Origin of the sequence: Paenibacillus sp. 32O-W (assembly GCF_007679495.1) — a bacterium.
GTDB lineage: Bacteria > Bacillota > Bacilli > Paenibacillales > NBRC-103111 > Paenibacillus_L > Paenibacillus_L residui.
This window is the reverse complement of sequence record NZ_VEGP01000059.1, coordinates 1-24953: the sequence shown is the minus strand read 5'-3', so window position 1 is coordinate 24953 and position 24953 is coordinate 1. Positions and strand designations below refer to the sequence as shown.

The window sequence follows — 24953 nt, the reverse complement described above, 5'->3', positions numbered from 1 at the left end:
TGGAATACGCTCCCTGTTCCATTTGGATTAATAATCAATACTCCTCCGCGGGATTGTGCGGGTTGAGCAAAATTTGCGGGATGCCGCTCCGGGGATGACTTATGACCGTAGGCATCGTTCCATAAACTTCATGGATGAGCTCGCCCGTCATCATTTCATGAGGGGCCCCGATGCGGACCATTCGGCCTTCATGCAGAACCAGCATCCGGTCGCAATATTGGGCGGCGAGGTTCAAATCATGAAGAACAGCGACCACCGTCAGTCGTTCCTCGGTCTGCCATCTTTTTACATAATCCATCATCTGCACCTGATAGCCGATATCAAGGAAGGTGGTAGGCTCGTCCAGCAGCAGCAGCCGTGGCTGCTGCGCCATCGTTTTGCCCAAGGCAACCCGCTGCCGTTCTCCTCCGCTTAACAGCTCCAGCGACCTCTCGGCAAGAGCATTCAGGTTCAGCCGTTCCATAATTTTAGCGATGACCGCCCCGCTGTCGTCTTTCTCATCGCCGAGCCAGTTTTGAAAAGGATACCGCCCCATTTCGATCACTTCTCGCACCTTAAAGCCGATGGGTGGTAGAGCGTCCTGCTGCAGTACGGCCATCCAGCGGGCCAGCTCCTTGCGTGAGTAGCTACGCGCATCGCGGCCGTCCAGCTTGATGGCTCCCGTATCCGCCGGCTCCAGAGCGGAAATCAGCTTAAGCAGAGTGGATTTGCCGCTGCCGTTCGGCCCGATGATGCCGAAGAACTCCCCCTGGGCAACGTGAAATCCGATATCCTGCAGCACCTGTTTTTTCCCATATGCTTTATTCACACCGTTCACTTCAATCATCGGATTCACCCCCGGCTCTTATGTTTATGCTTGTTCAGCAGATAAGCAAAGAATGGCGCCCCGATAATGGCGGTTACTACACCGAGCGGAATCTCCCTCGGACTCAGGGCGATTCTAGCTATCGTATCGGCCCACAGCACATAAATACCGCCGACAATGGTCGAGATGGGAATGATGATCCGGTAATCGGGCCCTACGATCAAACGGACCAGATGAGGCACGACCAGTCCGACGAAGCCGATGACTCCCGATACGGATACCGCCGCTGCCGTTACCAAGGTGGAGACTACCAGCACGATCAGCTTGGTCCTTTCCACGTGCACTCCCAGGTGTGCTGCCTGACGTTCGCCCAGGGCCAGCAGATTCAGCGACCGGCTGAAGCCGATCAGAATGACCACAACGACTCCCAAATAAGGCAGCAGCAGCAGGGAATAATCCCAGTTCCGCATCGAGAGGCTGCCCATTAACCAGTATAGGATTTCGTTCACGACCTCTCCGGACAGCGAAACCATGAAGGATACGAATGCCCCGAGAAAAGCCTGCACGACCACCCCGGATAAAATAAGGGTTTCCAGCTGCGATTTCCCCTGGGTGCTGGCCAGCTTGTAAACGATGAACAGGGTCGTCATCCCGGTAGTAAAGGCAACGACCGGAATGGACCATTGGCCGATAAAGGTCTGCAGCCCGAACAGAATGATGAAAGCCGCCCCCACCGAGGCGCCTGAAGCGACTCCAAGCGTATAGGGATCAGCCAACGGATTCCGCAGTACGGCTTGAAAGCCCGCCCCCGCTATGGCAAGCGATGCTCCTACCAGGATGGCAAGCACAACTCTCGATAATCGGACCTTCAGAATGATCGATTCATCGGACGGTGACCAGTCGGGCTGGATCGAATCTCCTATGCCCGGGATGGCATGGAACAGAATCCTCCACACATCGCCTATCGGCACTTGGGCCGAGCCGAAGGATAAGCTCAGTGTAACGGAAAGCAGGAGGAGCATAAGGGCTCCTCCTCCATAAGCAAACAGCTTCGCTTTCATCTTATTTCACCAGATCCGGATGAATCGCCTTGGCCGCTTCAAGCAGCGCTTCCGTCAAACGCGGACCTACCCGGCTGATAATATCTTTATCAATCGGATATAGAGCTCCGTTCTTGACCGCATCGATTTGATCCCAGCCCGGACGCTTCTTGATTTCTTCGAGAATCGATTCCATTCCTCCGCCTTCGGCATACAGAATGACTTCCGGATTAGCCTGAATGATCTTCTCCGGATCGATCGGGAACCAGCCTTTCTCCCCTGCGGCTATATTCGTTCCGCCGGCAAGCTTGACCAGCTCATCCATAAACTCCCCTTCCCCCACGGTCCAGCCCGGGGAGAACTCCATGTAGACCTTCTTGGCCGGTGCATCCTTGACGGCGTCTACGACTTTCTGCCGGTCGGCCTTCATCTGCTCGGCCACCTTCTTGGCCTCTTCCTGCTTGTTCATGATGAGGCCCATCGTCTCGATTTTTTCGATCACTTCATCCAAAGTTTTAGGTGCGGAGAAATAGACCGGAACATTCATTTCGCGAATTTTATCAATGACCTTTTTGTTGCTGCTTGCAGCGACCACCAAGTCCGGTTCCGTGGCCAGAAGAGCCTCCAGGTTAGTCTCCAAAGAACCGATCTTCGGCTTCGCCGCCGCTTCCTCGGGGTAGTTGCTCCATTGATCCACGCCGACAACCTGATCTCCCGCTCCTATCGCAAACAAGGTTTCCGTCTCGCTCGGGGCCAGAGAAGCAATCCGTTCAGGAGCTTTATCGAATGTCAGCTCCGTCCCCGAAGCATCCGTAACTTTCATCGGATATTCGGTTTGTCCGGCTTTCGCTTTCCCATCGTCAGACTTATCCCCCGAATCGGGCTTCTTATCACCATCCGCCTGATTTTCCTTACCCTTCTCGTCCTGCACTTTAGCCGGATCGCTCATGCCCTTCGGGTCCTGCTGCTTGTCTCCGCAGCCCAGCAGCCCGACAGCCAGCATGGCCATCAGAAGCAGAGCTGTCATTGTCCGCATCATCTGCTTTGCGGTCCGTCCTTGACTCATTATTCTTCCTCTCCTTTTGTCTACAGCGCCTATTCTTTTTTTTGAGAAAGAGCCTGAAACGATGAATGACTTCCCTGTGCCCCCGGGCCGTTCGCCCGGAACCTATGATGCAGCCCTAAGAAGAACATCGTGAAATGACTCACGAAATCTTCTATGACAATCCTTTTAAAGGTCTAACCGCTATATGCAGTAAAATTTGATGATCAGGGACTTGCTTTTTTCTGGCCGCGCTTTAAATGAAAAAAGCCCTCCATCCGTTCGATAGAGGGCATAATGGCGCAGCGATCCAAGGGGATAACAAATGAACCCCATCATCCTGATCAGCCGGTTTCCTTTTCCTCGAAGGATTTCTTCAGCTTCACCTTGCAGGCAGGTCTCCTGACTTATGGGGTTGGTAAATCTCGCCTTCCCGTTGGATTCAACAGTGGCCTAATGAGACTCTCCCATTTTACAGTGGCGGGACCGTGCCGGATTTGCACCGGCTTCCCTTTTAACCCGGACGCGGATGGCGTTCGCGGGACCTGCAGGCATTACATGTCCATTCAATTATTCAAGCTATATTCTCTTAGAAGATTATAGGGGAAGCGCCCCCAAGTTACAAGTCTATTATTATCTACCGTTAACGGATTACAACGATACATGCGATACTGCATGACTTCGCAGAATCTATCAGCTCAAAAACAATTGCGTACTATGCTAGGATTCCATTATTTTCTTCAACACTTCCGCCGCCTTGTCCTTATCCTTGGCCCGAGGGTGGATAAAGGCATACATTTCCGCCCCTTTGTAGCCGACGGATTGCAGCCATTCCGTTTTGCTCACCGGTACTCCGTACAGCTTTTTCTCAAGCTTGCCCTCGTCATTCGGCGCTTCAAGCACCCCTTCCGGATAATCCTCCGGACGGAACAGATCGTCCATACCCGGCAGGCCTCCCTGTTCGGCAAACACCTTGAATTGCTCTTCCGGAAGGACCATAATGTCGTTATCCCCGGCGGCGATTTCGACCATCAGCTTGTTAAGGTCGAAGATCGGACTGGAGAATAAATCCACGGACATGGTTTCCCCTACTTTGTCCTGAACGAAATTCTCCAATGTTTCCGCTACAGAAGAGTCCATTCCCCCCGGCGGCAGAATGAAGATGGTGACATCCGCTCTCTCTCTTCCACAGGCGCTCAGCACCACTACCAAAACTAGCACCGCGATTAGCTTCCATGCTATTCCCAGCTTCGCTTTCAACGTTTCTCCCCCCACTAAAGTCGCATCAAAACTATGATAGCACAGAGTCTGTTCCGAAGAAATCGTTTTAGCGAGATTATACTCTCTCTAGGGGGGCGCTTTCTGTCCTTTAAGCAGGAAAAAAAGAGCCGGGCTTATCAGCCCTCGGCTCTTATCATTTCCAGATATAAGTTTATTTTCTTATCCAGCAGTCTGCTAATCTCCAATATGGAGGAATTGTTGAAACAAGGTTCTTCCATGTACATCTGCTCCATCTGCATGCGCAAAACCCGAATCTCTTCTTCCAGAACAAGCAGAGCGTTAGATGGCTTGGCGGGTTCGGTCACCCATCTTAAATGCGAATCCTTCTCCCGAAGCAAAAGGTTGTGATACGGAGCCGAATTCAGGTAAGCAGCAGTCATAATCATTCCCCCTTTGGTAGCATGAAGAGAAAGAATAACGCTTTTCTTCTACTTTAAACAATACCATATTTAGGCGCAAAAAGAAATCTGGCCCATGGAAAATTATTACTTCTGCAGCTTCTCATAAAACTTGCCTATCCGATCCAACGCTTCATTCAATTGGCTTACTGACGTGGCGTAAGAGCAGCGAATGAACCCTTCGCCTCCCAATCCGAAAACATTGCCCGGCACAGCAGCCACCCTTGCTTCCCGCAGGAGCCTCTCGGCAAATTCCTCCGAGCTCAGTCCTGTCGATTGAATCGAGGGGAAGGCGTAGAAGGCCCCTTGCGGCTCGTGACAATCCAGACCGATTTCCCGGAAGCCCCGCACTACCAGCCTGCGTCTCTGATTATAGGATTCGACCATCCGGTCCTTCTCTTCCAAACCGTATCTAAGCGCCTCTATTGCGGCCACTTGGCCCATGACGGGAGCACACATGACGGTATATTGATGAATTTTCAGCATCGCCTGAATCAGATCCCGATGACCGCAAGCGTATCCCATTCTCCAGCCGGTCATGGCGAACGCCTTGGAAAATCCGCTGACGAGGATGGTACGATCCTTCATGCCCGGCAGCGATGCGAAGCTGACATGCTTCTGACCATAGGTTAATTCCGCATAAATTTCGTCGGAAATTACGATCAGATCGTTCTCTTCTACCAGCTTGGCAATCGGCAGCCAATCTTCCCGGGTCATGATTCCTCCCGTCGGATTGCTCGGGTAACAGAGCACAAGCACCTTGGAACGGGGAGTGATCTGCGCCTTCAGCGATTCCGGCGTCAACTTGAATTGATCCTTGGCGAATGTCTCTATACCGACCGGAATTCCTCCCCCGATCGAAGCAATGGGCGAATAGGACACATAGCAGGGTTCGGGGATCAATATTTCATCGCCCGGCGTAATAAGCGCCCGCAGAGCGAGATCGATCGCTTCACTGCCCCCGACCGTAACAATGATTTCGTCCTTCGGTTCATACGTCAGCTGAAATCCGGTATGCAAATAATTGGCTATCTCTTCGCGGAGCTCATATAGTCCGGCATTCGGAGTATACTGCGTCTTGCCCCTTTCCAGGGAATAAAAGCTTGCTTCGCGGACGTGCCAGGGAGTGATGAAATCGGGCTCCCCAACCCCAAGTGAAATTATGTCTTTGCTCGCGCTGACAAGGTCGAAAAATTTCCGGATGCCCGAAGGCGGGATATCCCGGACAAGCGGTGACAAGTATTGATGCATTTCCTTTTGCTTGGTCATAACGGATACTTCCTTTATGGCGAAATCAGGAGACGGTGATCTTCGTCATTGTCTTCGAAAATAATACCGTCCTGTTTATATTTTTTCAGAATAAAATGAGTTTTCGTCGATAAAATCCGGTCGATCGGCGAAAGCTTGTTGGAGACGAAAGAGGCGACCTCCTTAAGCGTTCTTCCCTCCACCTCAACCAGCAGGTCGTAGGCTCCCGACATCAAGTATACGGACTTCACTTCGGGATACAAATAAATTCTTTCGGCGATTGCGTCGAAGCCGTGCCCCCGCTCCGGAGTAATCTGCACTTCAATCAGGGCCGTCACTTTATCATCGTTGACCTTGCTCCAGTTCACCACTGTCGCGTATTTGACAATGACCTTCTCCTCTTCCAGCTCGGCGATGGCGGCTTCCACCTCCGCTTGCTTCGCCCCCAGCATGGTCGCAATCAAATCGGCGCCTATTCTGGAATCTTCCTTGAGCAATTCCAGAATTTGCAGTTTCAGTTTGTTCATTCGCGGGCCCCCTCCAGTAAAAAATGATAGTTCCACTATACAACGAACGAGCAGAACGTGCAAAGCAAAATAACACAAACCTGCATGTCCTGTCAGTCACCATCGGGGATGAAAATTTTGACCGCTGTACGACTTCGTTTACTGCGCCTTTCCGCCGGCAATCCTGACATACAGGGTCAGCGTCTAAAACCTTCCTCTTAGGCGGTCTCTCTCCCTGAATTTGTTTCGAAAAGGGATTATACATTACGCCCTGAGGGAAAGCCAGCATCGCATCCGGGTCGGTAAAGATAACGCAAAGACGAGCAAAAATACATTAAAATCGTACCCTTTTCCGAAAAGAAGGCGAAAGACGCTCAAATGTGCAGGTCTTTTTCACAAAATGGGGCCATTTCGCAAAAATCGCTCCAAAGACGTGCATTATTGCTCTAGAATCAGGTATGTGACGACTTTTCTCTAAAAAGACCTGCATAATCGCTTTAGAATAGGCACTCCGCGGTTTTTTCCAAGGATAAGCGGCTATCGCCGTTCTTAGGACGGGCGTGTTTACCGATGAAATATATGTTCTGCACCCTATTAACACTGTAAAGAATTTAAAGATTACTATGTGCCAAAAAACCCAGGATCAAATCCCGAGGCCATTTTAAAAGACATCCATGCTCAAGTAGCGTTCCCCGGTATCCGGAGCAATGCACAGCACCCTCTTGCCTTGGCCCATTCTTCTTGCCAACTGCAAGGCCGCCCATACGGAGGCTCCCGCTGACGGTCCGACCAGAATCCCTTCCCTGGAGGCCAGCAATCTGGCCGTGTCCAGTGCATTCTCATCCTCCACCTGCACGATCTCATCGTAAATTCCGGTGTTGAGAATCGGAGGGATGAAGCCTGGACTGGTTCCGACCAGCTTGTGAGGTCCGGGCTGGCCGCCTGACAGAACCGGGGAGCCTTTAGGCTCGACTACGACAATCCGTATACCCGGAATATGCTCCTTCAGCACTTCCCCTGTTCCGGTTATAGTCCCTCCGGTTCCGGCTGTGGCAACGAAGACATCCAGCCTGCCCTCCGTCTGCTCGATAATCTCGAGCGCCGTCGTTGTTCTATGAATATCCGGATTGGCCGGATTTTCAAATTGCTGGGGAATGAAGCTGCCGGGAATCTGCTCCTTCAGCTCCATGGCCTTACGGATCGCACCGGGCATTCTTTCCGCAGCCGGGGTCAGGACAACCTCTGCTCCATAGGCTTTAAGCAAATTGATTCTTTCCTTCGTCATATTATCCGGCATCACCAGTATTGCCCGATAGCCCTTGGCTGCGGCATTCATAGCGAGTCCGATTCCCGTGTTGCCGCTCGTCGGCTCAATAATCGTGGCCCCCGGTGCAAGCTTTCCTTGCTTCTCCGCCTGAAGAATCAAATTATAAGCGGCCCGGTCCTTCACACTTCCGCTCGGGTTATAGGATTCCAGCTTCACATATACCTCGGCGTCCTGCTCCGAAGCCAGCCGATTTAATCGCACAGCCGGAGTATTTCCGATCAGCTCCGTAATCGATCCCGCCATTTTAACAGCCATAGTATCCGCTCCCTTTTGAAAATAAGGTCAAGAAATAGTCCCCGCAGGCTAAAACTTATTGCCTCCAAATTCATTGTATGCCCATTAATTTTATCGGCTTTATTTTTAGGGGTCAAGCTAAAGGGAAGAGCCCCTAAAGCTTCAGTCTGCGAAAATGGCCAAAATCTTCGGCTAGGCATTATTTTCCTTAGGCTTGACGACCCCCAGCCAGCTGCGAAGCAGTATCCATACGATCAACGGAGAACTGCCGATTCCGAGCAGCAGCAGGTTCATCGCAAGCGGGGCCGTCGTTCTGGAGACAACCGCGATAAAAACCAGCGCCCCCAATATTCTGCCCAGACAGAGAGCCAGCTCACGCAGCACAATATACTCGACTCTGCGTTCTGCGCTTTCCTGATTTTGACCTATAATGTCAAAGACAACGGAGGTGGTCGGGATCGAGTACAGCGGAATGAACAAAGCCGTCCCTATTCCAAACAGAAGCAGAGTGAAGTAGCTGACCTGCCAGAAAAACGGCAAAATGACCGCAATCATCATAACAACTCCGGCAAACATCCCCCATCTGCGGTATTGAGGCTTTAGCAGCCTGCCTGCCGCCATAAAACCGAATAATCCGACGGCAGACGTAATTAATGAGAAATTGCCCAGCTTCATCTCATTCTTCGTGTAAATATAAACCAGCAAACCGATAATGAAGCTGAAGACCCCTTCCCTGACTCCTTGGGCCGTCATGGCCAAGCCTATTTTGCGCCAGGGGTGATTTTGTTTTCTAAGCTGATGCAGGCCGTAGAACCACAGATATTTCCCGAGAGGCTTCCGTTTCTTCAGGAAAAAACTGAAAATCGTCGCGACTACAAATATAATGAGCGAAATGGTGAAAATGACCCGATAACCTGCCGTGTCCTGCATTCTAGTAATCAGGAAACCCGATACCCAGGGGGCGATCATTCCGGCCGCCGATCCGAGCAGCCCGGCCCACCCGTTAAACCGGTCACGGTTGTCAGGGTCGGTCACTTCGAAATAAATAACGTTAAAGGCCGACCAGAATAATCCCGCGGAAATGCCTTGAATGGCCCCCAGCCAAATCACGTAATCCACCGCCTTGACACCGGCCCACAGCACCGCGGAATAAAAAATGGCGGATATGGCTACTCCCGCCCTGAGCGCGTTCATTTTGTTATATTCCTTGATCCACTTACCCGCCAGCCAGAATAACAGAGCCGTGGTTACCTGCTGAGCTATGGCAAATGTAGCAATCATTGTGTAATCGTTCTTCACTTTCCATAAGTAGACGTTAACGAATGTTCCGGATAATGCATTGGCTGTAGCAAACAATCCATTGACCAACAAAAGCAGCTTACACTGGGCCGATAGCCGGGGTCTTGTCTCCTGTTTATCCTGTTCAAAGCACTCTTCCTTGAACTCCATGCCATCGTGGCCGACAGCCCCTGGTTTTACTCGATTATGCATGAATTCACCTGTCCCTGGTAAAATGGCGTTGAATCGACTTTCCTTAACATTCCCAAATGGGACGGGAAAGATGAGTGTCTTTATACGGATTGGAGAGAAATGGCATACAGTCCCTTCGATCATGCTCTAACAAACAAAAAAACCACCTTTGCGCGTCAAGCAAAGGTGGGTACAACATCAAATATCCCAATTCAAGCTTCCAGAGGTTGCTTTCAACGACGAATGAATAACGGGAACCAGGAATTATGCTTGCAGCTTTTCTCGTGGCTTCCCAACTCAACTACCCATTCCTTCTCCAAGTATGCAGCCAGGGTTCAAGCAGCGATAGTGTCAATCGCTTTCCTTCTCCCGGAAGGCCTTAATCACCGACAATCGGTCCGACTCGGACAGGAACATTTCCGTTTTGAAGCAGGAGGGACACAGATAGATATTCATCTGAAAGGGCGCGGACAGAAAGCCGCTAGTCCAGCCGGCCGGAAGGGCAGGGGTGAATTGCGGCCCGGTCACGGTATAGACTCCCGAATAAAGCATCAATTCCCGGCAATGGGAGCATTCCGGAGCCTCTTCCTGACGGTCAATGCAGCTTTCCACATTCTCGGCATAGAGATCCCTTGCCGTGTCTTCCTCCCAGTCTTCCCAAACCGGAGCTTCCTCGTCAGCGGGACCGGCGGCCTCCTCTTCCCCGGCTTCATCCTCATCGTCCCCCAGAGTTAAGGTTATGCTGCGGTAGTCCTTCAATTCATTAAAGCAATAGGGGCATTCGTCTTCCGGGCCGATTTCCGGATCCCATACAATTTCCGACTGGCACCATGGACAGATCGTAGGCTGATGGTTAGTATCCAAAGCAGCGAGTCCTCCGTTCTTTCCTATAGATTAGTTATGACTTCTCCTCGTAGATTAACCGTATTTAATAAAATAATAAATCCCCGCCGCCAAAAAAACCAATGCCAGAGCAAAAAGAGTGCCCCATAAATACTTCATATGCTGCTTCTCCTTTATCGATGTAATGTCAATGTCATATTGGTTGCCCACGCTTAAGTTATGCATCAATTAGGTTACACTGGCTCCGACCACGTAGGATATGGAAACCGAGATCACGAACGAAATAAAGCCGATCGCCCGGTTATCCTGCTTCACCTGTTCGTCGATTTTGAATCGGGGAGTCAGCAGTTCGAAGATAAAGTATGCCGCAAGCAGTAAGACAAAGCCATAGCACGACCAGACAATCGTCTCGAACAAAGTATCGTTATTCAGCATGGAGAACCGGAAAATATTACATATCCCGAAAATTTTGCCGCCCGTGGCCAGGGCAACTGCCAGATTTCCTTTCTTAACTTCTTCCCATACATTATATTTCGTCACCAGATTCCAGAGCGCCAGAAAGACAACAAGAGCCAGAATCGTAACGGAATAAAAAGCGAGCGTTTCCAAATAAGGGTTAGCCAACAGTCGATCCACCTCTTTGTTCATAATATCCTCCCTTACAGGCATCAAGTCTTCATGAATAACGGTAGAAAAGACTGGAGATCTTAAATCCCCAGTCCTTCCAACAATGATGTCCCTACCCTATCCCAAAGACGGTATTTGCAGCACTCTTACTGACCGGCTTGCTTACAGCCTGGTGGCTTAGCTCTATTTTACACCCTTTAGCCGGCTGCGGCTGCGGCCAGTATCTATTGGCCAAGGTGCCGGAGTATTCCTCCCGAGCGTGCCCTGCATCACCAGATGGGATCAGCAGCCCGAATTTCAAGTCCATACCATTCGGGCGGCCGTTTCCGGGGGATGATCGTTTTATTCCGCTTTCTTGTCCTGTAATTTAGCCTTCAGAGCGGCAAGCTCATCCTCAATCTCGTTGCTGCCCAGCTTGGACAGTTCATCATCCAGAGAACGGCTGGAATCGCGCAGCGATTGGCTTGCTTGAGCTTCCGCTTCCATTTGCAGCACTTTTTCCGACATGCGGTCGAATCCTTTGGAAGCACTGTCGGAATTAAATCCGGACATGGCACGGTTGATCGATTTCTGTGCCTTCGCAGCTTCCGCGCGGGCGATCAACAGATCGCGCTTGTTTTTCATTTTGCCGTACTCGTTCTTCATTTCATTCAACTGAGCACGCAGACGGTCCGCATTTTCTTTAGCAATCGTATACTGCTTTTGCATTTCCTCGAAACGGGTTTGATGATCTTTCTTATCCTGCAATGCCCGGCGGGCCAGATCTTCATTTCCTTGCTCCAATGCCTTCAAGGCTTGGGCTTCCCGCTTGCTGACCAGTTCTTCGGCCTCTTCGTACTGCATCTTGAACTTCTTCTCTACGGCAATTTGCTTGGCGACGGCAGCTTCGGCTTCAATGATATCCTGTTCCATATCCCGCAAAAATTGGTTTAACATCTTGACAGGATCTTCCGCACGGTCAAGCAAATCATTAATAGATGCGACAGTCAGATCACGGAGACGCTTGAAAATTCCCATGTTTAGTTCCTCCCCTTATTATTAAAAAGTTTTTAGTTTATCGTTTCATTACTACTTCATACGTGTAAAGAAATCGATAGTTTCAAATTCGGCGAAAAATTTTTAGCTTATATTATTTCAATTCCACCACAGTTACCCCGCTTCCGCCTTCCCCGTAGTTTCCAAGGCGGTAGCTTTTGACCAGCCGGTGCTTTCGCAGAAATTCCTGAATTCCGGCTCGCAATGCACCGGTTCCTTTGCCATGGATAAGGTAAACTTGGGTGAAATTGGCGAGATAAGATTCATCCAGGAAGCGGTCCACTTCAATAATCGAATCCTCGATATTGTTACCGCGCAGATCCAGCTCGATCCGGGCATTATCATCACGGGTCCGTTTAACTCCCGTTACCACTGTCTGCTGAGGCTTTTTCGTTGCTGAAGAGGAAACCAGCTCGACGTCCGATCTGGCCACTTTCATTTTCATGATGCCCAACTGGACGGTCACTTCGCTGTCTCCGTTCAGCTCGACAACGTGCCCCTTCTGGCCGAAGCTGTGGACGAGAACCTCGTCCCCGGCCTCTATCGGCCTGGAGGATGTCCCCTTTGAAGCAACGATTCGATGCCCTTTCTCATTCAATCGGGGGGCGGCTTCCTCCAGCCGCTTCTTCGCTTCAATTAACTTATGTTCCTTGACCGCAGACCGTTCCTCCATAGCCATCCTGCGCAGGTCGGCTATAATTTCCTCGGCTTCCTTCCGGGCCTTGTGAACGGCCTCGGCCGCCTCCTGTTCCGCTCTGGCCAGCAGGCGGGCTCTCTGCTCCTCGAAGCGGCTGCGCTGCTCCTCAAGCTCCTTGCGGAGGGCAGACACTTCCTCGTGAAGCTGCTCTGCGCTTCTTCTCTCGGCTTCCGCCGTCAGCCGGTTCTCCTCCAGTGTCGCGATCATCGATTCGACCCGCTGATCCTCTTCGTTGACCTGAGCACGCGCGTGATCGATAATTGCCTTGCTCAAACCCAGCCTCGACGCAATGGCGAAGGCATTGCTTCGTCCCGGAACTCCAACGAGCAGCCGGTAAGTCGGACTAAGCGTCTGAATGTCGAATTCCATGCTGGCATTAATAATTCCTTTACGCTCGTAAGCATAAGCCTTCAGCTCGCTGTAGTGGGTCGTCGCCACCATCCGGCAGCCCATCGCATGAATGTGCTCCAGAATGGCTATGGCCAGTGCCGAACCTTCCGCAGGATCGGTTCCCGCCCCGACCTCATCGAGCAGCACCAGACTCTTGGGAGTCATATCCCGCAGTATGCTGATGATATTCGTCATATGGCTGGAGAACGTACTTAAGCTCTGCTCAATGCTTTGCTCATCGCCAATGTCCGCATAGATGGCATCGAAGACACATAGCTGGCTGCTGTCCTCCGCCGGAACGAACAATCCTGACATGGCCATCAGGCTTAGAAGGCCGATGGTTTTTAACGTGACGGTCTTCCCTCCGGTGTTCGGACCCGTAATGATAACGGAAGTATAATGATTGCCGAGCTCCACATCGAGAGGCACAACCGCATCCCTGTCAATCAAGGGATGTCTTCCCTTCTTCAGCTTGAGGAAGCCCCTATCGTTCATCAGAGGCAGTGAAGCCTTCATCTCCCTGGCAAGACCTGCCTTGGCAAAGATAAAGTCAAGCTCGGCCAGAGCCTCCAGGTTGTCCAGCAGCTCATCCGCAAATTCGGCCACCTCGGCAGAAAGTCTGCGCAGAATGATTTCGATCTCGCGCTCTTCCTTCAGCTTCAACTCGGTTAGCCGGTTGTTCATCTGGACAATCGATTCCGGTTCGATGAACAAGGTTGCTCCCGAGGCCGACTGATCATGAATCATCCCGCCAAAATGGTTGCGGTATTCCTGCTTGACCGGAATGACATAACGATCATTGCGAATGGTGATGATAGGGTCCTGCAGCATCTTCTGGGTGGATGGAGTCCGAATGATTTGCTCCAGCCGTTCCCTGACCCGTGCTTCCCCCGTTCGCAGCTCCTGCCGGATGCGGTACAGCTCCGGACTGGCCGAATCCATCACTTCGGAATGTTCGTTGATGCAGGACATTATGCTTTGCTCCAGCGCCCGATTCTCGATAAACCTATCTGCGGCGGCAGCAAGCAGCGGGATCGGTTCATCCTCATGAACCGTCAGAATGAAACGCTGAAGCCTTCGTCCTCCGCTTAATGTATTGGCGGTGTCCAACAGCTCGGCCGGGTTTAGCACGCCTCCGATAACCGCCCGCTTCACTGCCTCTTTCACATCGCGGATCCCGCCGAATGGAGCAGGACCCTTCAACCTCTCCACCTTCACGGCTTCGTCGGTGGCCTGAAGCCTGGTTTTCACTTCACCCAGAGTTCCGCTTGGCCGCAGCTCCTCAGCCCTTCTCTTTCCCAGCGAGGTGGAAGCAAATCCGACCAGGCGACCGATGATTTTATAATATTCAAGTGTCTGAAGAATTTTATCATTCAATCGTGAAACCCTCTTCCCCGATTATTATCCTTTATTATAGCGAATCCAAAAACGATTAGCCATTAAGCAAAACGTTTATACATAATCTTTCCGGTATTAGGGAGGCAATCCCTATGATAGTTTATCAAAAAAGCGGAACACTAATTAGTGAATTCGACATTTCCTGCCTACATCCCAGCTCTTGAGGAACCATATGTTGAATAAAGGAGGTTAAGCTTATGAGAAGCTTTTTTGCCCATTTGATCCGTTTTGTCGTTTCGGCACTCGTATTGATGGTTGTCGGATGGATCGTTCCCAATTTTGCGGTTGGCGGCTTTTGGAGCGCTTTTTTCCTGGCCCTAGTCATCGCCCTTGCCGGTTGGATTATCGAAGGAATTTTCGGCAAACGAATTACCCCATTCGGGCGGGGAATTGTCGGATTTCTTGTCAGTGCATTGATTATTTGGCTGGCTCAATTTGTGGTCGGGGGCGTATCCGTAACAATTCTTGGCGCCATTCTTGCTGCTTTGGTTATCGGAATTATCGACCTGTTCATTCCGATTGCCACTCCATTCGACAGGGGAGGCCGGGCGCGCTCCTAACCTTATAGCAAGTACTTCACAAGTGGTCCGAGGGTTCTCTCCCGCGGATCACTTGGTATTTGTGCCAGTTTTGTCACAAAGGCTTCACCGATTTGTCACTGAAAAATTTTCCTCCCGGAGGTATGATTAGTGTTGTAACAGAAACATTTATGGGAGGGAAACCCGATGAAAAAAATAATGGGATTACTGATGGCCGTGGCCATGATTTCCGTTCTTGCCGCTTGCGGAGGAGGAGACGGGGGCGGAAGCAAAATTAGCGAAGAGGATAAAGCGAATGCTACCGAGCTTAAATTAGTCGCAACCAATTTCCAATTTGATCAATCCGAGTATAAAGTGAAAAAAGGCGACACTCTCAAAATTGTCCTCGATAATCAAGAAGGTATCCACGGAGTTGAAATCAAAGGTGCGAAAATCAAGCTGGACAACAGTAATACCACTGATTATTTCAAGGCAGACAGAGCCGGCACTTATGACATTATCTGTAACATTCCTTGCGGGCAAGGACACGCGACAATGAAGTCCAAGCTGATTGTTGAGGAGTAATCCATAGACAGAAAAGGCACATGTTGTTACATGTGCTTAATTAAAACCGGGGCGGTGTTCCCCGGTTTTTTATTTGCTCAGCGCTAGCTGCAATATAAAGGTAAACCTGTGTGTCCATCTGTACGATTTTTTTCTACAAAAAGGCGAGAACTAAGGCGGTTGGCCAGCTCTATCGCAATCCGGGAAAGCGGGCAAGGAATCAATCCTCAAGTGAGCACTGGTCCGCATCAAGCTATCGCTCATTTGTGCCTCTAGAAAGACTATTCGAGAGGCGTATACTAAGCATTTTCAGGCGTAAATGATAAGAACTCCGGGAGCTTCTCCAAAACTATGGGAGGCCAAAGAATAAGATAAGGAACGGCCCTCGACTCCCCCAACACCCGCTGTAGAGAATCCGAAGGGATGGCCATAAGAACATACACCATCAAAGTCAGAATTAGGGTGGCCTCCAGCATACCTAAGATCGCCCCCAACCATCGGTTCAACCCGTTGAGTCCCGGTACCTTCGCCACTACATGAAGCACCCTCCCCAGGAACGACCAGGCGATTTTGACGATCAGAAATACAGCGGCAAAAGCTATCGCGTTGTAAATATAAGTTTCAAGCCGATAATGGCTTATCAAAAATTCATAGTTGGAATTAGAGGTAAACGTCTTGAGGGGGATCCACTCTGCCAGATAAGCGGCCACCTTGTCATAAAGGAAAAAGGCCGCCAGCAAGGCGGCCACCAAGCCAAGGACCGAAACCAACTGGCTGATCAACCCTTTGCGGAAACCGGCCGCGAAGGAGGCGATCACCGTGACGGCAGCTATCAAATCGATAATATTCATCATCGGTCCGCACGCTAGGCTTTCGGGCCGGTTTCATCAATCACCAGCTCGATCCATTCATTATATTCTTTCTTCAATTTCTCGTATTCAATCTCGAGCAGCCGGTACTTTTCTTCCAGTTCCTTATTCTGCTCTTTCTCGCGCAAAGCCCTCTCGTTCGCCAATTGCTCGTTTAATTGCTCAATGATCTGCAATTGACGTTTATTTTCCTGACTGAGCTCTTCCGCCAGAAGGGCTTGTCCCGTTTCCTTCTCGGCTGCTGCGCTAATTTCCTTACGGAGGCTCTCAACCTCCTGACGGAGCCGCTTCCTCTCTTCCTCACGTTCTTGCTGCTCCAGCTCCCATTCCTCGAAAAATTCCTTCATCGAGGCGAGCTCTTCCTGAGCGGCGGCAACCTCACTGCGGCCCTGCATCTCGATTCTGCGGAGCTTGTCCAGCTCGGACTGCTGCTTTCTCAGACGATCCTCGATCGCGACCTTCTCCTCCGTCCATTCGGATTGGCGGGCTTTCCATTCCCGATCCTCACGCCGCAGACGTTCCAGTTCGCGATTGAGCTCCTCCAGTTGCTGATCCCGCAGCTGCCGCTCTCTATGGGATGCTTCCAGATCGTTATGCAGCAGCCGGATAGTTTCTTCCAGGGAGACAGAACGTTCCCTCTCCTCTTTGCTCGTTGCCTTCACCTCCAGAAGCTCTGCTTCCAGGGCATGGATGCTTTCTTCCAACGAAGCGGTCCGTTCCTGCTCTTCCCGGCCCGATTTCTTCGCCTCGAGCAGCTCGGACTCCAATACGCGAACTTGATCCTTCAAGGAGGCGGCTTGATCCTTCTCCTCCTTGCTGGTTCTCCTCAACTCGGCAAGCTCCGACTCCAGTGTGCGAAGCTTCTCCTCCAGCGATGCCGCACGTTCCTTCTCTTCTTGACCGGACGTCATCGCCTCGAGAAGCTCCGTTTCGAGAACGCGAATGTTTTCCTCCAATGAAGCTGCACGCTCCTGCTCTTCCCGGCCCGATTTCTTCGCCTCGAGCAGTTCGGACTCCAATACGTGAACTCGCTCCTTCAAGGAGGCGGCTTGATCCTTCTCCTCCTTGCTGGTTCTCTTCAACTCGGCAAGCTCCGACTCCAGTGTGCGAAGCTTCTCCTCCAGCGATGCCGCACGCTCCTTCTCTTCTTGACCGGACGTCATCGCCTCGAGAAGCTCCGTTTCGAGAGCGCGAATGTTTTCCTCCAATGAAGCTGCACGCTCGAGGGTCTTCTGTTCGGCAGCCTTAGCGGCTTGAGCCGTATTTTGTAACTCGCCCATTTCCTTACTAAGGCTCTCTATCTTCGATTGCAAAGCAGCAATTTGCTCCTGCCGGGTCTTTTCGTTAATTGCTGCAGTGTTGAGAGAAGCCTGCAGCTTGTCTTTCTCCGAGGTTAAAGAAGTAATTCGGCTATGCTGCAGTTTCTTTAACTCGCTCGCTTCCTTCAGCTCCGTCTCCAACTGAAGCTTTTCCTTCTCCAGGCGTTCTTTCTCTTCCTGCCAGCCGGTCTGCTGAGTTTTCCAAGCGGCTTCCTCTTGACGCAGATTCTCTAATTCTGCACGGAGCTCTTCTATTAAGCCGGCCTGGCCCTGCTCGGCTTCCTTCGACTGGCGGACGGAGGCCTGCAGCTCTTCGATGGTAGCTTTCATCACGGCCGCCTCTTCCTGCTGGCTGAGCGCGGATTCTTTCGCTTGCCGGAGCTCGCCTTCCAGACGGAGGATTTCCTCATCCTTCGCCGCAGCCTGCTCCTTCAAGCTATGCTCAGCCTGCTTCGCCTGCTGGAAGGAGGTCTCAAGCTGCATCCTTTCGGATTCGAGAAGAGCGATCCAGTCCGTCTGGCTCTGAGCATTCTCCTCGGCAAGCTGCAGATCGCCTTTCAGCTTCTCGACCCGGCCCTCCCATTCTTTGCGCTCCTCGGCCCATGCAGCTTCAAGCTTGCCATGCTCTTCATGACCGCGTTGGAGCTTGTCCACTTCCTGTGTCAGCTCTTCGACACGGGCCGCCTGCCGCCTTCCGGCTTCCTGCGATTCAGCCAAAGCCGTCTCCAGCCGGGCGGAATGCTCCTGGACGGCAGCAAGCTTCTCCTTCATGTCTGCTTCCGCCCCTGCGGCCTCGTCCAATGCCGTTTGCAGCTGCCGGCAGTCTGCCTCCAGCGAGCTGATCCGTTCCCTGTAGCCCTCTGCCGCCTCCTCTGTCGCATTCAGCACAGAATAGAGCCGATTCTGCTCCGTCTCCAGCTCTTCCAGACGCGCACGCTGAATCTGGCCGCTCTCCTCCGCCTCCCTGAGCTCACTCTCCAGCTTGGCGACGGCAGCCTCCAGCCGGTTCCGGGTTCCTTTCCATTCCGCCTCCCGTTCCCGCCATTGTCCGACCTCAACCTTGAGCTTGTCGGCCAATTCGGTCAGCTTCCGCACTTCCTCGAGCTGCTCCTCATATTTGGCTTCTATTCCGCTCAGATGCTCGGCATCGGATTTCATTTTGAAATATTCATCCGCCATATTCACTGCGGCGAGCACGGCTATTTTCATGGAATCCAGCCGGGAATTCAGCCGGGATATGCTGTGCATCTGCTCATTCACATGAGCGGCCACTGCCTTAATATAATGCGGACTGGTGCTGCCCATTAATTTATAGTTGGTACCATATATGTCAACCATAACGCTTCTCTTTTGTTGTTCCTCGTCCATTAGCGCTCCTCCTCCCTACCTTGATCTCAGATGTCTATGATGTCAAAAAGAAGACCAGCCTTATCGTCACTAAAATAGTATTCGATAAAGCCGGTCATTTTCCTGCTATTTTCGAAGCTCCGCGCCAAAAGTTTGCTCCAGCGCCGCAATGGTCTGATCGTTTCGTTCCGTAACCTCTTCGTCGGTCAGCGTCCTGTCCGGATGCCGGTAGACAAGTGACAGAGCAACGCTTTTCTTGCCGGCAGGCACCTTGTCCCCGGTATAAATGTCGAACACCTGGATCGATTCAAGCAATGAGCCGGCGGCTTCCTTCACTTTCTTCTCCATCTCGCTTACAGCCACCTCCGCGTCGACCACAAGCGCGAGATCCCGAGTCATGGCCGGGTAACGCGGGAGCGTCTTGTATTGGATGGAGAAATCGGCATAACGGGCCAGAGTATCCAGCTCGATCTCCGCCATATATGTCTCATCCAAATCCTTCTCCTGCTGTAAATCGGGATGCAGCTGGCCGACCGTTCCGAGACGCACCGGTCCCTCGGCGGTGGATGCCCAAATCTCGGCCGTTCTGCCCGGGTGGTAGCCCTCCGGATGAGCCGCCTTGTATTCCACGGTCAATCCGAAATATTCCGTCACCTTCTCCAGCAGGCCCTTCACATCGAAGAAATCGACCGGTACCGGCTTGGAGGACCAATGTGCGGGGCGATTGGAGCCCGTCCACAGAATGGAGAGCATCAGCCTCTCCTCCGGCTGCCTGGTCAGCTCCTTCTCATCGGTGACGAACACCCGGCCGATTTCATATACGGCCACATCGTCGATGCTGCGATTCCGGTTGTAGAGAGCCGTCTCCAGCAAATTCGGAAGCAGGCTGGTACGAAGGGTGCTTCTGTCCTCGCTCATCGGCGTCGACAAGCCAATAGGCCGTGCGTCCTTGTATTGTCCCGGCAATGATCCGATTTGCTTCGGATTGACGAACGTATAGGTGATAACCTCATGCAATCCGCTTTGCGACAGAAGCGAGCGGAGAGCGCGGCGAACCTTCTGCTCCCGGCTGAGGGAGCCCGGCGTCGTCACTCCGGTCATCAAGGTGGTCGGGATATGATCGTAGCCGTACAGGCGCGCTATCTCTTCAATCACATCGACATCCCGCGAAATATCCCCGCGGCGGCTCGGTATCCGCACCGCAATCTGTCCGTCCGCCGTTTGCTCATAGGTGAAATGAAGCCGATCAAGCAGGGACAGGATCGTATCCGTCGGTATTTCCGTACCGAGGAAGCTGTTGATGCGGTCCGTGCTTATGGTCACCGTGACCGGCTCATGGCCGCCTGCTGCGGCTTCGGCGATGCCTTCGGCCGCCTGGCCGCCGGCATAGCGGCAGATCAGCGACGCGGCACGGTCCAGCGCCGGAAGCACCGCCTCCGGGTTCACTTCCTTCTCGAACCGGAGGCTCGCTTCGGAGCGCAGCCCCAGCTGACGCGACGTTCTGCGCACGGACGAGCCGGCGAATTTCGCCGATTCCAGCACGATGCGGGTCGTCGACTCCGACACTTCGGAGTTCGCGCCGCCCATCACACCCGCTATTGCAATCGGCTTGGCCCCGTCCGTGATGAGCAGCATGCCGGCGTCGAGGGTGCGTTCCGCGTCGTCCAATGTGACGAACCGCTCGCCCTCGGCTGCGGTCCGGACATCAATGCGGCCGCCCTCCAGCTTGTCGGCATCGAACGCATGAAGCGGCTGGCCGTACTCCAGCATGACATAGTTCGTAATATCGACAATATTATTGATCGGCCGCACACCGGCAGCCATCAACCGGTTTTGCAGCCACAAGGGCGAAGGCCCGATTTGCACCCCGTCTATACAGCGAGCCGCATAGTGGCTGCACAGCTCCGGTTCGCTGATCGTGATGTTCAGACGCTCCGCAGCCTTCCCGCCGCCAGTAACGAGCCCGTCCTCCGGCGCCGGAAGCTTGATCTCGCGCCCCAGAATAGCCGCGATCTCGTAAGCAACCCCGATCATGCTGAGACAATCGGAGCGATTTGGGGTTAAATCCAGCTCCAGCACTTCATCATTAAGTCCGAGCACATCCAGGATGCTGTCCCCAATCTGCGCATTCTCCGGCAGAACAAGAATGCCTTCCTGAATTTCCTTCGGCAGCAGGCGATCATTCATGCCCAGCTCTTTCGCCGAGCAGATCATGCCCTGCGATTCCACTCCGCGCAGCTTGGCCCGCTTGATCTTCAGTCCGTCCGGCAGCGAAGCTCCGACCAAAGCAACGGGTACCTTCTGCCCGGCATCCACATTTTTCGCCCCGCAGACAATCTGCAAATCTTCTCCCTGTCCGGCGTCCACTACACAGACATTCAGTTTATCCGCATCGGGATGCTTTTGCTTGGATTTCACATAGCCGACCACCACTTGGTGGACACCTTTATTTCTCGATTCGATAATGTCAACCTCAACCCCGCTTCGGGTCAGCTTCTCCGCCAAGTCCGCAGCGGAATATCCTGTCAGATCGACATAGTCTGAAAGCCACTGATAAGATACCTTCATCGTTTCTACCTTCCCCTCTGCTATAGGTTATACTCGTACAAATTGCTGCAAGAAGCGCAAATCATTCGTATAAAAATGACGGATATCGTCAATTCCGTATTTCAGCATCGCTATTCGCTCCACGCCCATTCCGAAAGCAAACCCGCTGTATTCTCGCGGATCGTACCCCGCCATCTCGAGCACGCGCGGATGCACCATGCCGGAGCCGAGAATTTCCAGCCAGCCGGTTTGCTTGCAGGTCCGGCAGCCTTCGCCGCGGCACATCATGCAGCTCACATCCACCTCGGCGCTGGGCTCCGTGAACGGGAAGAAGCTGGGGCGGAGGCGGATCTTCGTATCCTTGCCGAACATCTCCTGAACGAATTGCAGCAAAGTGCCTTTCAAGTCGCTCATGCGAATATGGCGGTCAATCACCAGACCTTCTATCTGGGTAAAGACGTGGGAATGTGTCGCATCGTCGTCATCGTGACGGTATACTTTCCCCGGACAAATAATTTTGACGGGGACGTCGCCCTTCATTCTTTCCATAGTCCGTACCTGGACGGGAGAGGTATGGGTTCTCATCAAGATCTCGTCGGTGACATAGAAGGAATCCTGCATGTCCCTCGCCGGGTGATTCTTGGGAAAATTCAGAGCTTCGAAGTTGTAATAATCCGTTTCGACCTCGGGTCCCTCTTCGACGGTATATCCCATACCGAGGAATATATCCTCGATCTCTTCAATGACCTTGCTGAGAGGATGCACGGCCCCAGCCTGTTGCTTCCGGCCCGGCAGCGTAATATCGATCGTTTCCTGGCGCAGTCTCTTGTCGGTCTCTTCCTTGCGGAACTGCTCCTGCTTCTGCTCAATGACTTGTTCGATGGCCGTCCGGACCTCATTGGCCACCTGACCGATGATCGGCCGTTCCTCGGCGCTAAGCGAGCCCATTCCCCGTAAAATTTCGGTCAACGGACCCTTCTTTCCCAAATATTTGACACGCAGCTCATTCAATTGCTGGCTTCCGTCCGCTTGCTCCAATTGCAGCAGAGCCTCCTGTTTAAGTGCCTCCAACCGTTCTTTCATTTTCTCGCCTCCAATAACTGATTTCCGCCTCCAGGCGGGATGATTCGTGCGCGGCAAGTTTGGAGTTAGTTCCGGATCGCCGTCATCGGCAGTGCTTGAAATCTAATGTTCTAGCGACCGAGACTGCTTTTTTTCAGCTCCAAAAACCTGCGGCTTCGTTTCCTCACTCATCTTACTTACGAAATCCGTCCGACGGGTGAAAAATGCTGCTCTACCGTCTGACGCATGCTCGCTTTTGCTCCATCAACTTGGTCCCTTTTTACCGCCATAGTTACCCTTACGGTACAAATATTTTGGCAAATGAGTCGCCAATTTTGTTTCGCCGGATAGATCGAAGGGGGATACGGGAACGGATTCTTACAAACCAAAAAGGCGATCCGCCCCCCATCAAGGGACGAAATCGCCGTGGTACCACCCTTATTAAAATAACGAACCTTCTGCAGACCGCCAAAACGGGCCTATCTGAACGGTAATCGCTATTTTCACTTTGCGAATAACGGCTCGTAACCGGTATCTCCTACTTCCACCGCGTATCCGCAGGACGGGTTCAGAGAACTGCTCCGGAGCGAACTTCGGCAGCCTGTTTCTTCAAAGACGCTCTCAATCCGCGGCGTCTCCTCCCTGTAAGTCAGTACTGCTTACTCTTCTCCCTCATAGCATTTCAATTGAATTAGATACGAGAAGCAAGTTCCCGCACCATCTTTTATAACAGATATTATATGCAATTGTCTGCGTGAGTGCAAGCTGTGTTCCTACTTGTTTAGGTTGTTCCGCTTTGCAATCCTATATTCTGTCACAGGGATTATTTCATAAAGCCGGATTTCGGACCTACCAGTACAATGGAGGCGACAATCCTCAACGGTAACGGGATTCTTTTGGTTAGCTTCTGCATCACAGCCGCTCCCCTCCTTTCTAATATCCGTCCTATACCTGAACAATCTGGAGCCCTGTTTGCCTTCTATGCTTCTATTGTACAAATGTTTATGCCCGGGTCATACAGACTCCGGACGGACTTTATGCTGGACAAAGGTCCAGCTTACTTGCGGGAATTTACATTATATAATGAGAGCAGAGCAAAGTACGGGGAATGCCTGACTGACGAATCGCGAGAAACCTTACAAATCTTTAAGGTTCTTGTCATGCAAATCGATAGGAGTTCCGCAGGAATCCGGCTAATATGTAAATATGGAGCCCTAAAATGCCTTTCCTATTTGACAAGGAGGCTGAAATTCGTATGCATAAAACTGCCATTTATAAAACTAATCATAGACCGAATCAAGTACAAATCCGCCGATCCGGAAGGTCCTTCCATCTGTCTTTGCGCCAGATTCTGATCCTGTGTTCCGCTGCCTTCCTGTTGTTCATGACGGTCTGGATTTCTATGGTTCTAATCGGCCATGCCCTGATAGACGAACGGAAGCTGGCCGCTTATCGCCATCCGGATTCGATGCCCGTTCAAGGAATGGATGCGCCGATTCCCCGCGATTACGTTCACCTTAACGAAATGCCCGATTATCTGCGGAATGCATTCGTAGCGATCGAGGATCATCGTTTCGAGAATCATATCGGAATTGATCCGATTGCATTGGCCCGTTCTCTATGGGTCGATTTGGTCCAGGGACACAAAGCACAGGGCGGCAGCACCATTACGATGCAACTGGCCCGCAACATGTTTCTGACGAATGAGAAAACCTTCGACCGAAAGTGGAAGGAAATGCTCATATCCGTATATTTGGAACAGAGATTCTCCAAGGATGAAATTTTGGAAATGTATTTGAATAATATTTATTTCGGACATGGAATTTACGGAATTGAAGGTGCCGCAAGCTATTATTTCAACAAAACGGTACGCTACGGATCGAACGACAAGCCCTTAATCAACTTAAGCGAAGCCGCCATATTGGCTTCCCTGCCGAAAGCCCCGGAATCCTACTCTCCCGTCAGAAATTGGGATAAGGCGAAAACCCGGCAGCAGCTAGTCCTTCGCCGGATGAACGATCTCGGATATATATCGCAGGATCAGCGAGAATCGGCTATCGGGCAGCAAGTCTTCATCAAGCCGGCATCCTGATCATTGGACGGCACTAAATGCATATACAAGCATGTGCAGCTCCAAAAGTTCCTTCATAAGTGCTTTAAGCAGCCCTCTCCTTTCGGAGGGGGCTTTTTTTGTATGAAGACTCTATATTGCAGATATATTCGACATTGATGTTTACCCAATCATAGTTACGTGAACCTCCCCCACTTACTCGCTATCGCGAGTTGAAGTCGGGGCTTCTTACCACGGGCAACTTCATGTACCTATTGTAGATAGGGATTTGCCCCATCTACTCCATATCCAAGTACGGGGTATCTGTGAAGTTGG

Annotated in this window: 20 protein-coding genes, 1 riboswitch and 1 other annotated feature; of the genes, 3 read left to right on the top strand and 17 right to left on the bottom strand. The window is 51.8% G+C overall.

Annotated features, from left to right (window positions below; genetic code table 11):
• Window positions 1-34 precede the first annotated feature (34 nt).
• The 13 genes from FS806_RS19555 to FS806_RS19495 all read right to left on the bottom strand — a co-directional run bounded on the left by FS806_RS19555 (window position 35) and on the right by FS806_RS19495 (window position 14320).
• A complete protein-coding gene (locus FS806_RS19555) occupies window positions 35-826 on the bottom strand; it encodes an ABC transporter ATP-binding protein (RefSeq protein WP_186328443.1) in 792 nt (263 codons plus the stop codon).
• A 5-nt stretch (window positions 827-831) separates the two neighbouring features.
• A complete protein-coding gene (locus FS806_RS19550) occupies window positions 832-1866 on the bottom strand; it encodes a FecCD family ABC transporter permease (RefSeq protein ID WP_144939983.1) in 1035 nt (344 codons plus the stop codon).
• Between the two features lies 1 nt (window position 1867).
• Entirely contained in the window at window positions 1868-2911 is a 1044-nt protein-coding gene (locus FS806_RS19545; RefSeq protein WP_186328442.1) for an ABC transporter substrate-binding protein, read from the bottom strand.
• 351 nt (window positions 2912-3262) lie between these two features.
• Window positions 3263-3450: riboswitch (cobalamin riboswitch) on the bottom strand.
• A 157-nt stretch (window positions 3451-3607) separates the two neighbouring features.
• Window positions 3608-4147, bottom strand: coding sequence for a hypothetical protein (locus FS806_RS19540; protein ID WP_144939981.1), 540 nt, complete (start codon window positions 4145-4147; stop codon window positions 3608-3610).
• 137 nt (window positions 4148-4284) lie between these two features.
• On the bottom strand, window positions 4285-4548 hold the full coding sequence (locus FS806_RS19535) for an aspartyl-phosphate phosphatase Spo0E family protein (RefSeq protein ID WP_144939979.1): 264 nt from the start codon (window positions 4546-4548) through the stop codon (window positions 4285-4287).
• A 105-nt stretch (window positions 4549-4653) separates the two neighbouring features.
• On the bottom strand, window positions 4654-5835 hold the full coding sequence (locus tag FS806_RS19530; RefSeq protein ID WP_144939977.1) for an aminotransferase class I/II-fold pyridoxal phosphate-dependent enzyme: 1182 nt from the start codon (window positions 5833-5835) through the stop codon (window positions 4654-4656).
• Between the two features lie 14 nt (window positions 5836-5849).
• The gene (locus FS806_RS19525; protein ID WP_144939975.1) at window positions 5850-6341 is read right to left on the bottom strand and encodes an Lrp/AsnC family transcriptional regulator; all 492 of its coding nucleotides are present in this window, start codon (window positions 6339-6341) and stop codon (window positions 5850-5852) included.
• 640 nt (window positions 6342-6981) lie between these two features.
• Complete coding sequence (gene cysK, locus FS806_RS19520; RefSeq protein WP_144939973.1) at window positions 6982-7902, bottom strand: cysteine synthase A; 921 nt, start codon at window positions 7900-7902, stop codon at window positions 6982-6984.
• Window positions 7903-8073: 171 nt separating this feature from the next.
• Window positions 8074-9372: an MFS transporter gene (locus FS806_RS19515; RefSeq protein WP_144939971.1), complete on the bottom strand. Its 1299-nt coding sequence runs from the start codon at window positions 9370-9372 to the stop codon at window positions 8074-8076.
• A 330-nt stretch (window positions 9373-9702) separates the two neighbouring features.
• Window positions 9703-10215, bottom strand: a complete 513-nt coding sequence (locus FS806_RS19510) for a hypothetical protein (RefSeq protein WP_144939969.1) — start codon at window positions 10213-10215, stop codon at window positions 9703-9705.
• Window positions 10216-10422: 207 nt separating this feature from the next.
• Window positions 10423-10842 (bottom strand): DUF350 domain-containing protein, encoded by a 420-nt coding sequence (locus FS806_RS19505; protein ID WP_144939967.1) that lies wholly within the window; start codon window positions 10840-10842, stop codon window positions 10423-10425.
• A 321-nt stretch (window positions 10843-11163) separates the two neighbouring features.
• Window positions 11164-11838 (bottom strand): PspA/IM30 family protein, encoded by a 675-nt coding sequence (locus FS806_RS19500; protein ID WP_144939965.1) that lies wholly within the window; start codon window positions 11836-11838, stop codon window positions 11164-11166.
• A 112-nt stretch (window positions 11839-11950) separates the two neighbouring features.
• Window positions 11951-14320 carry an endonuclease MutS2 gene (locus FS806_RS19495; protein ID WP_144939963.1) on the bottom strand — a complete coding sequence of 790 codons (2370 nt, stop codon included), beginning with the start codon at window positions 14318-14320 and terminating at the stop codon, window positions 11951-11953.
• A gap of 218 nt (window positions 14321-14538) precedes the next feature.
• On the opposite strand from FS806_RS19495, the gene FS806_RS19490 reads away from it, so the two are divergent.
• Together FS806_RS19490 and FS806_RS19485 are read left to right on the top strand one after the other, a co-directional pair.
• Window positions 14539-14901: a phage holin family protein gene (locus FS806_RS19490; protein ID WP_144939961.1), complete on the top strand. Its 363-nt coding sequence runs from the start codon at window positions 14539-14541 to the stop codon at window positions 14899-14901.
• Window positions 14902-15066: 165 nt separating this feature from the next.
• A complete protein-coding gene (locus FS806_RS19485; RefSeq protein WP_144939959.1) occupies window positions 15067-15444 on the top strand; it encodes a cupredoxin domain-containing protein in 378 nt (125 codons plus the stop codon).
• Between the two features lie 278 nt (window positions 15445-15722).
• Here the strand turns inward: FS806_RS19485 and FS806_RS19480 are convergent, their stop codons facing one another.
• From FS806_RS19480 to pheS, 4 genes are all read right to left on the bottom strand, one after another.
• Window positions 15723-16277, bottom strand: coding sequence for a CvpA family protein (locus FS806_RS19480; RefSeq protein WP_144939957.1), 555 nt, complete (start codon window positions 16275-16277; stop codon window positions 15723-15725).
• Window positions 16278-16288: 11 nt separating this feature from the next.
• Window positions 16289-18979 (bottom strand): cell division protein ZapA, encoded by a 2691-nt coding sequence (gene zapA / locus FS806_RS19475; protein ID WP_144939955.1) that lies wholly within the window; start codon window positions 18977-18979, stop codon window positions 16289-16291.
• Between the two features lie 105 nt (window positions 18980-19084).
• Window positions 19085-21526 carry a phenylalanine--tRNA ligase subunit beta gene (gene pheT, locus FS806_RS19470; protein ID WP_144939953.1) on the bottom strand — a complete coding sequence of 814 codons (2442 nt, stop codon included), beginning with the start codon at window positions 21524-21526 and terminating at the stop codon, window positions 19085-19087.
• A gap of 27 nt (window positions 21527-21553) precedes the next feature.
• Window positions 21554-22588, bottom strand: coding sequence for a phenylalanine--tRNA ligase subunit alpha (pheS, locus tag FS806_RS19465; RefSeq protein WP_144939951.1), 1035 nt, complete (start codon window positions 22586-22588; stop codon window positions 21554-21556).
• A 387-nt stretch (window positions 22589-22975) separates the two neighbouring features.
• Window positions 22976-23252, bottom strand: a binding site (T-box leader).
• A 570-nt stretch (window positions 23253-23822) separates the two neighbouring features.
• Here pheS and FS806_RS19460 point away from each other — a divergent pair.
• Complete coding sequence (locus FS806_RS19460; protein WP_260982177.1) at window positions 23823-24659, top strand: transglycosylase domain-containing protein; 837 nt, start codon at window positions 23823-23825, stop codon at window positions 24657-24659.
• Window positions 24660-24953: the final 294 nt, after the last annotated feature.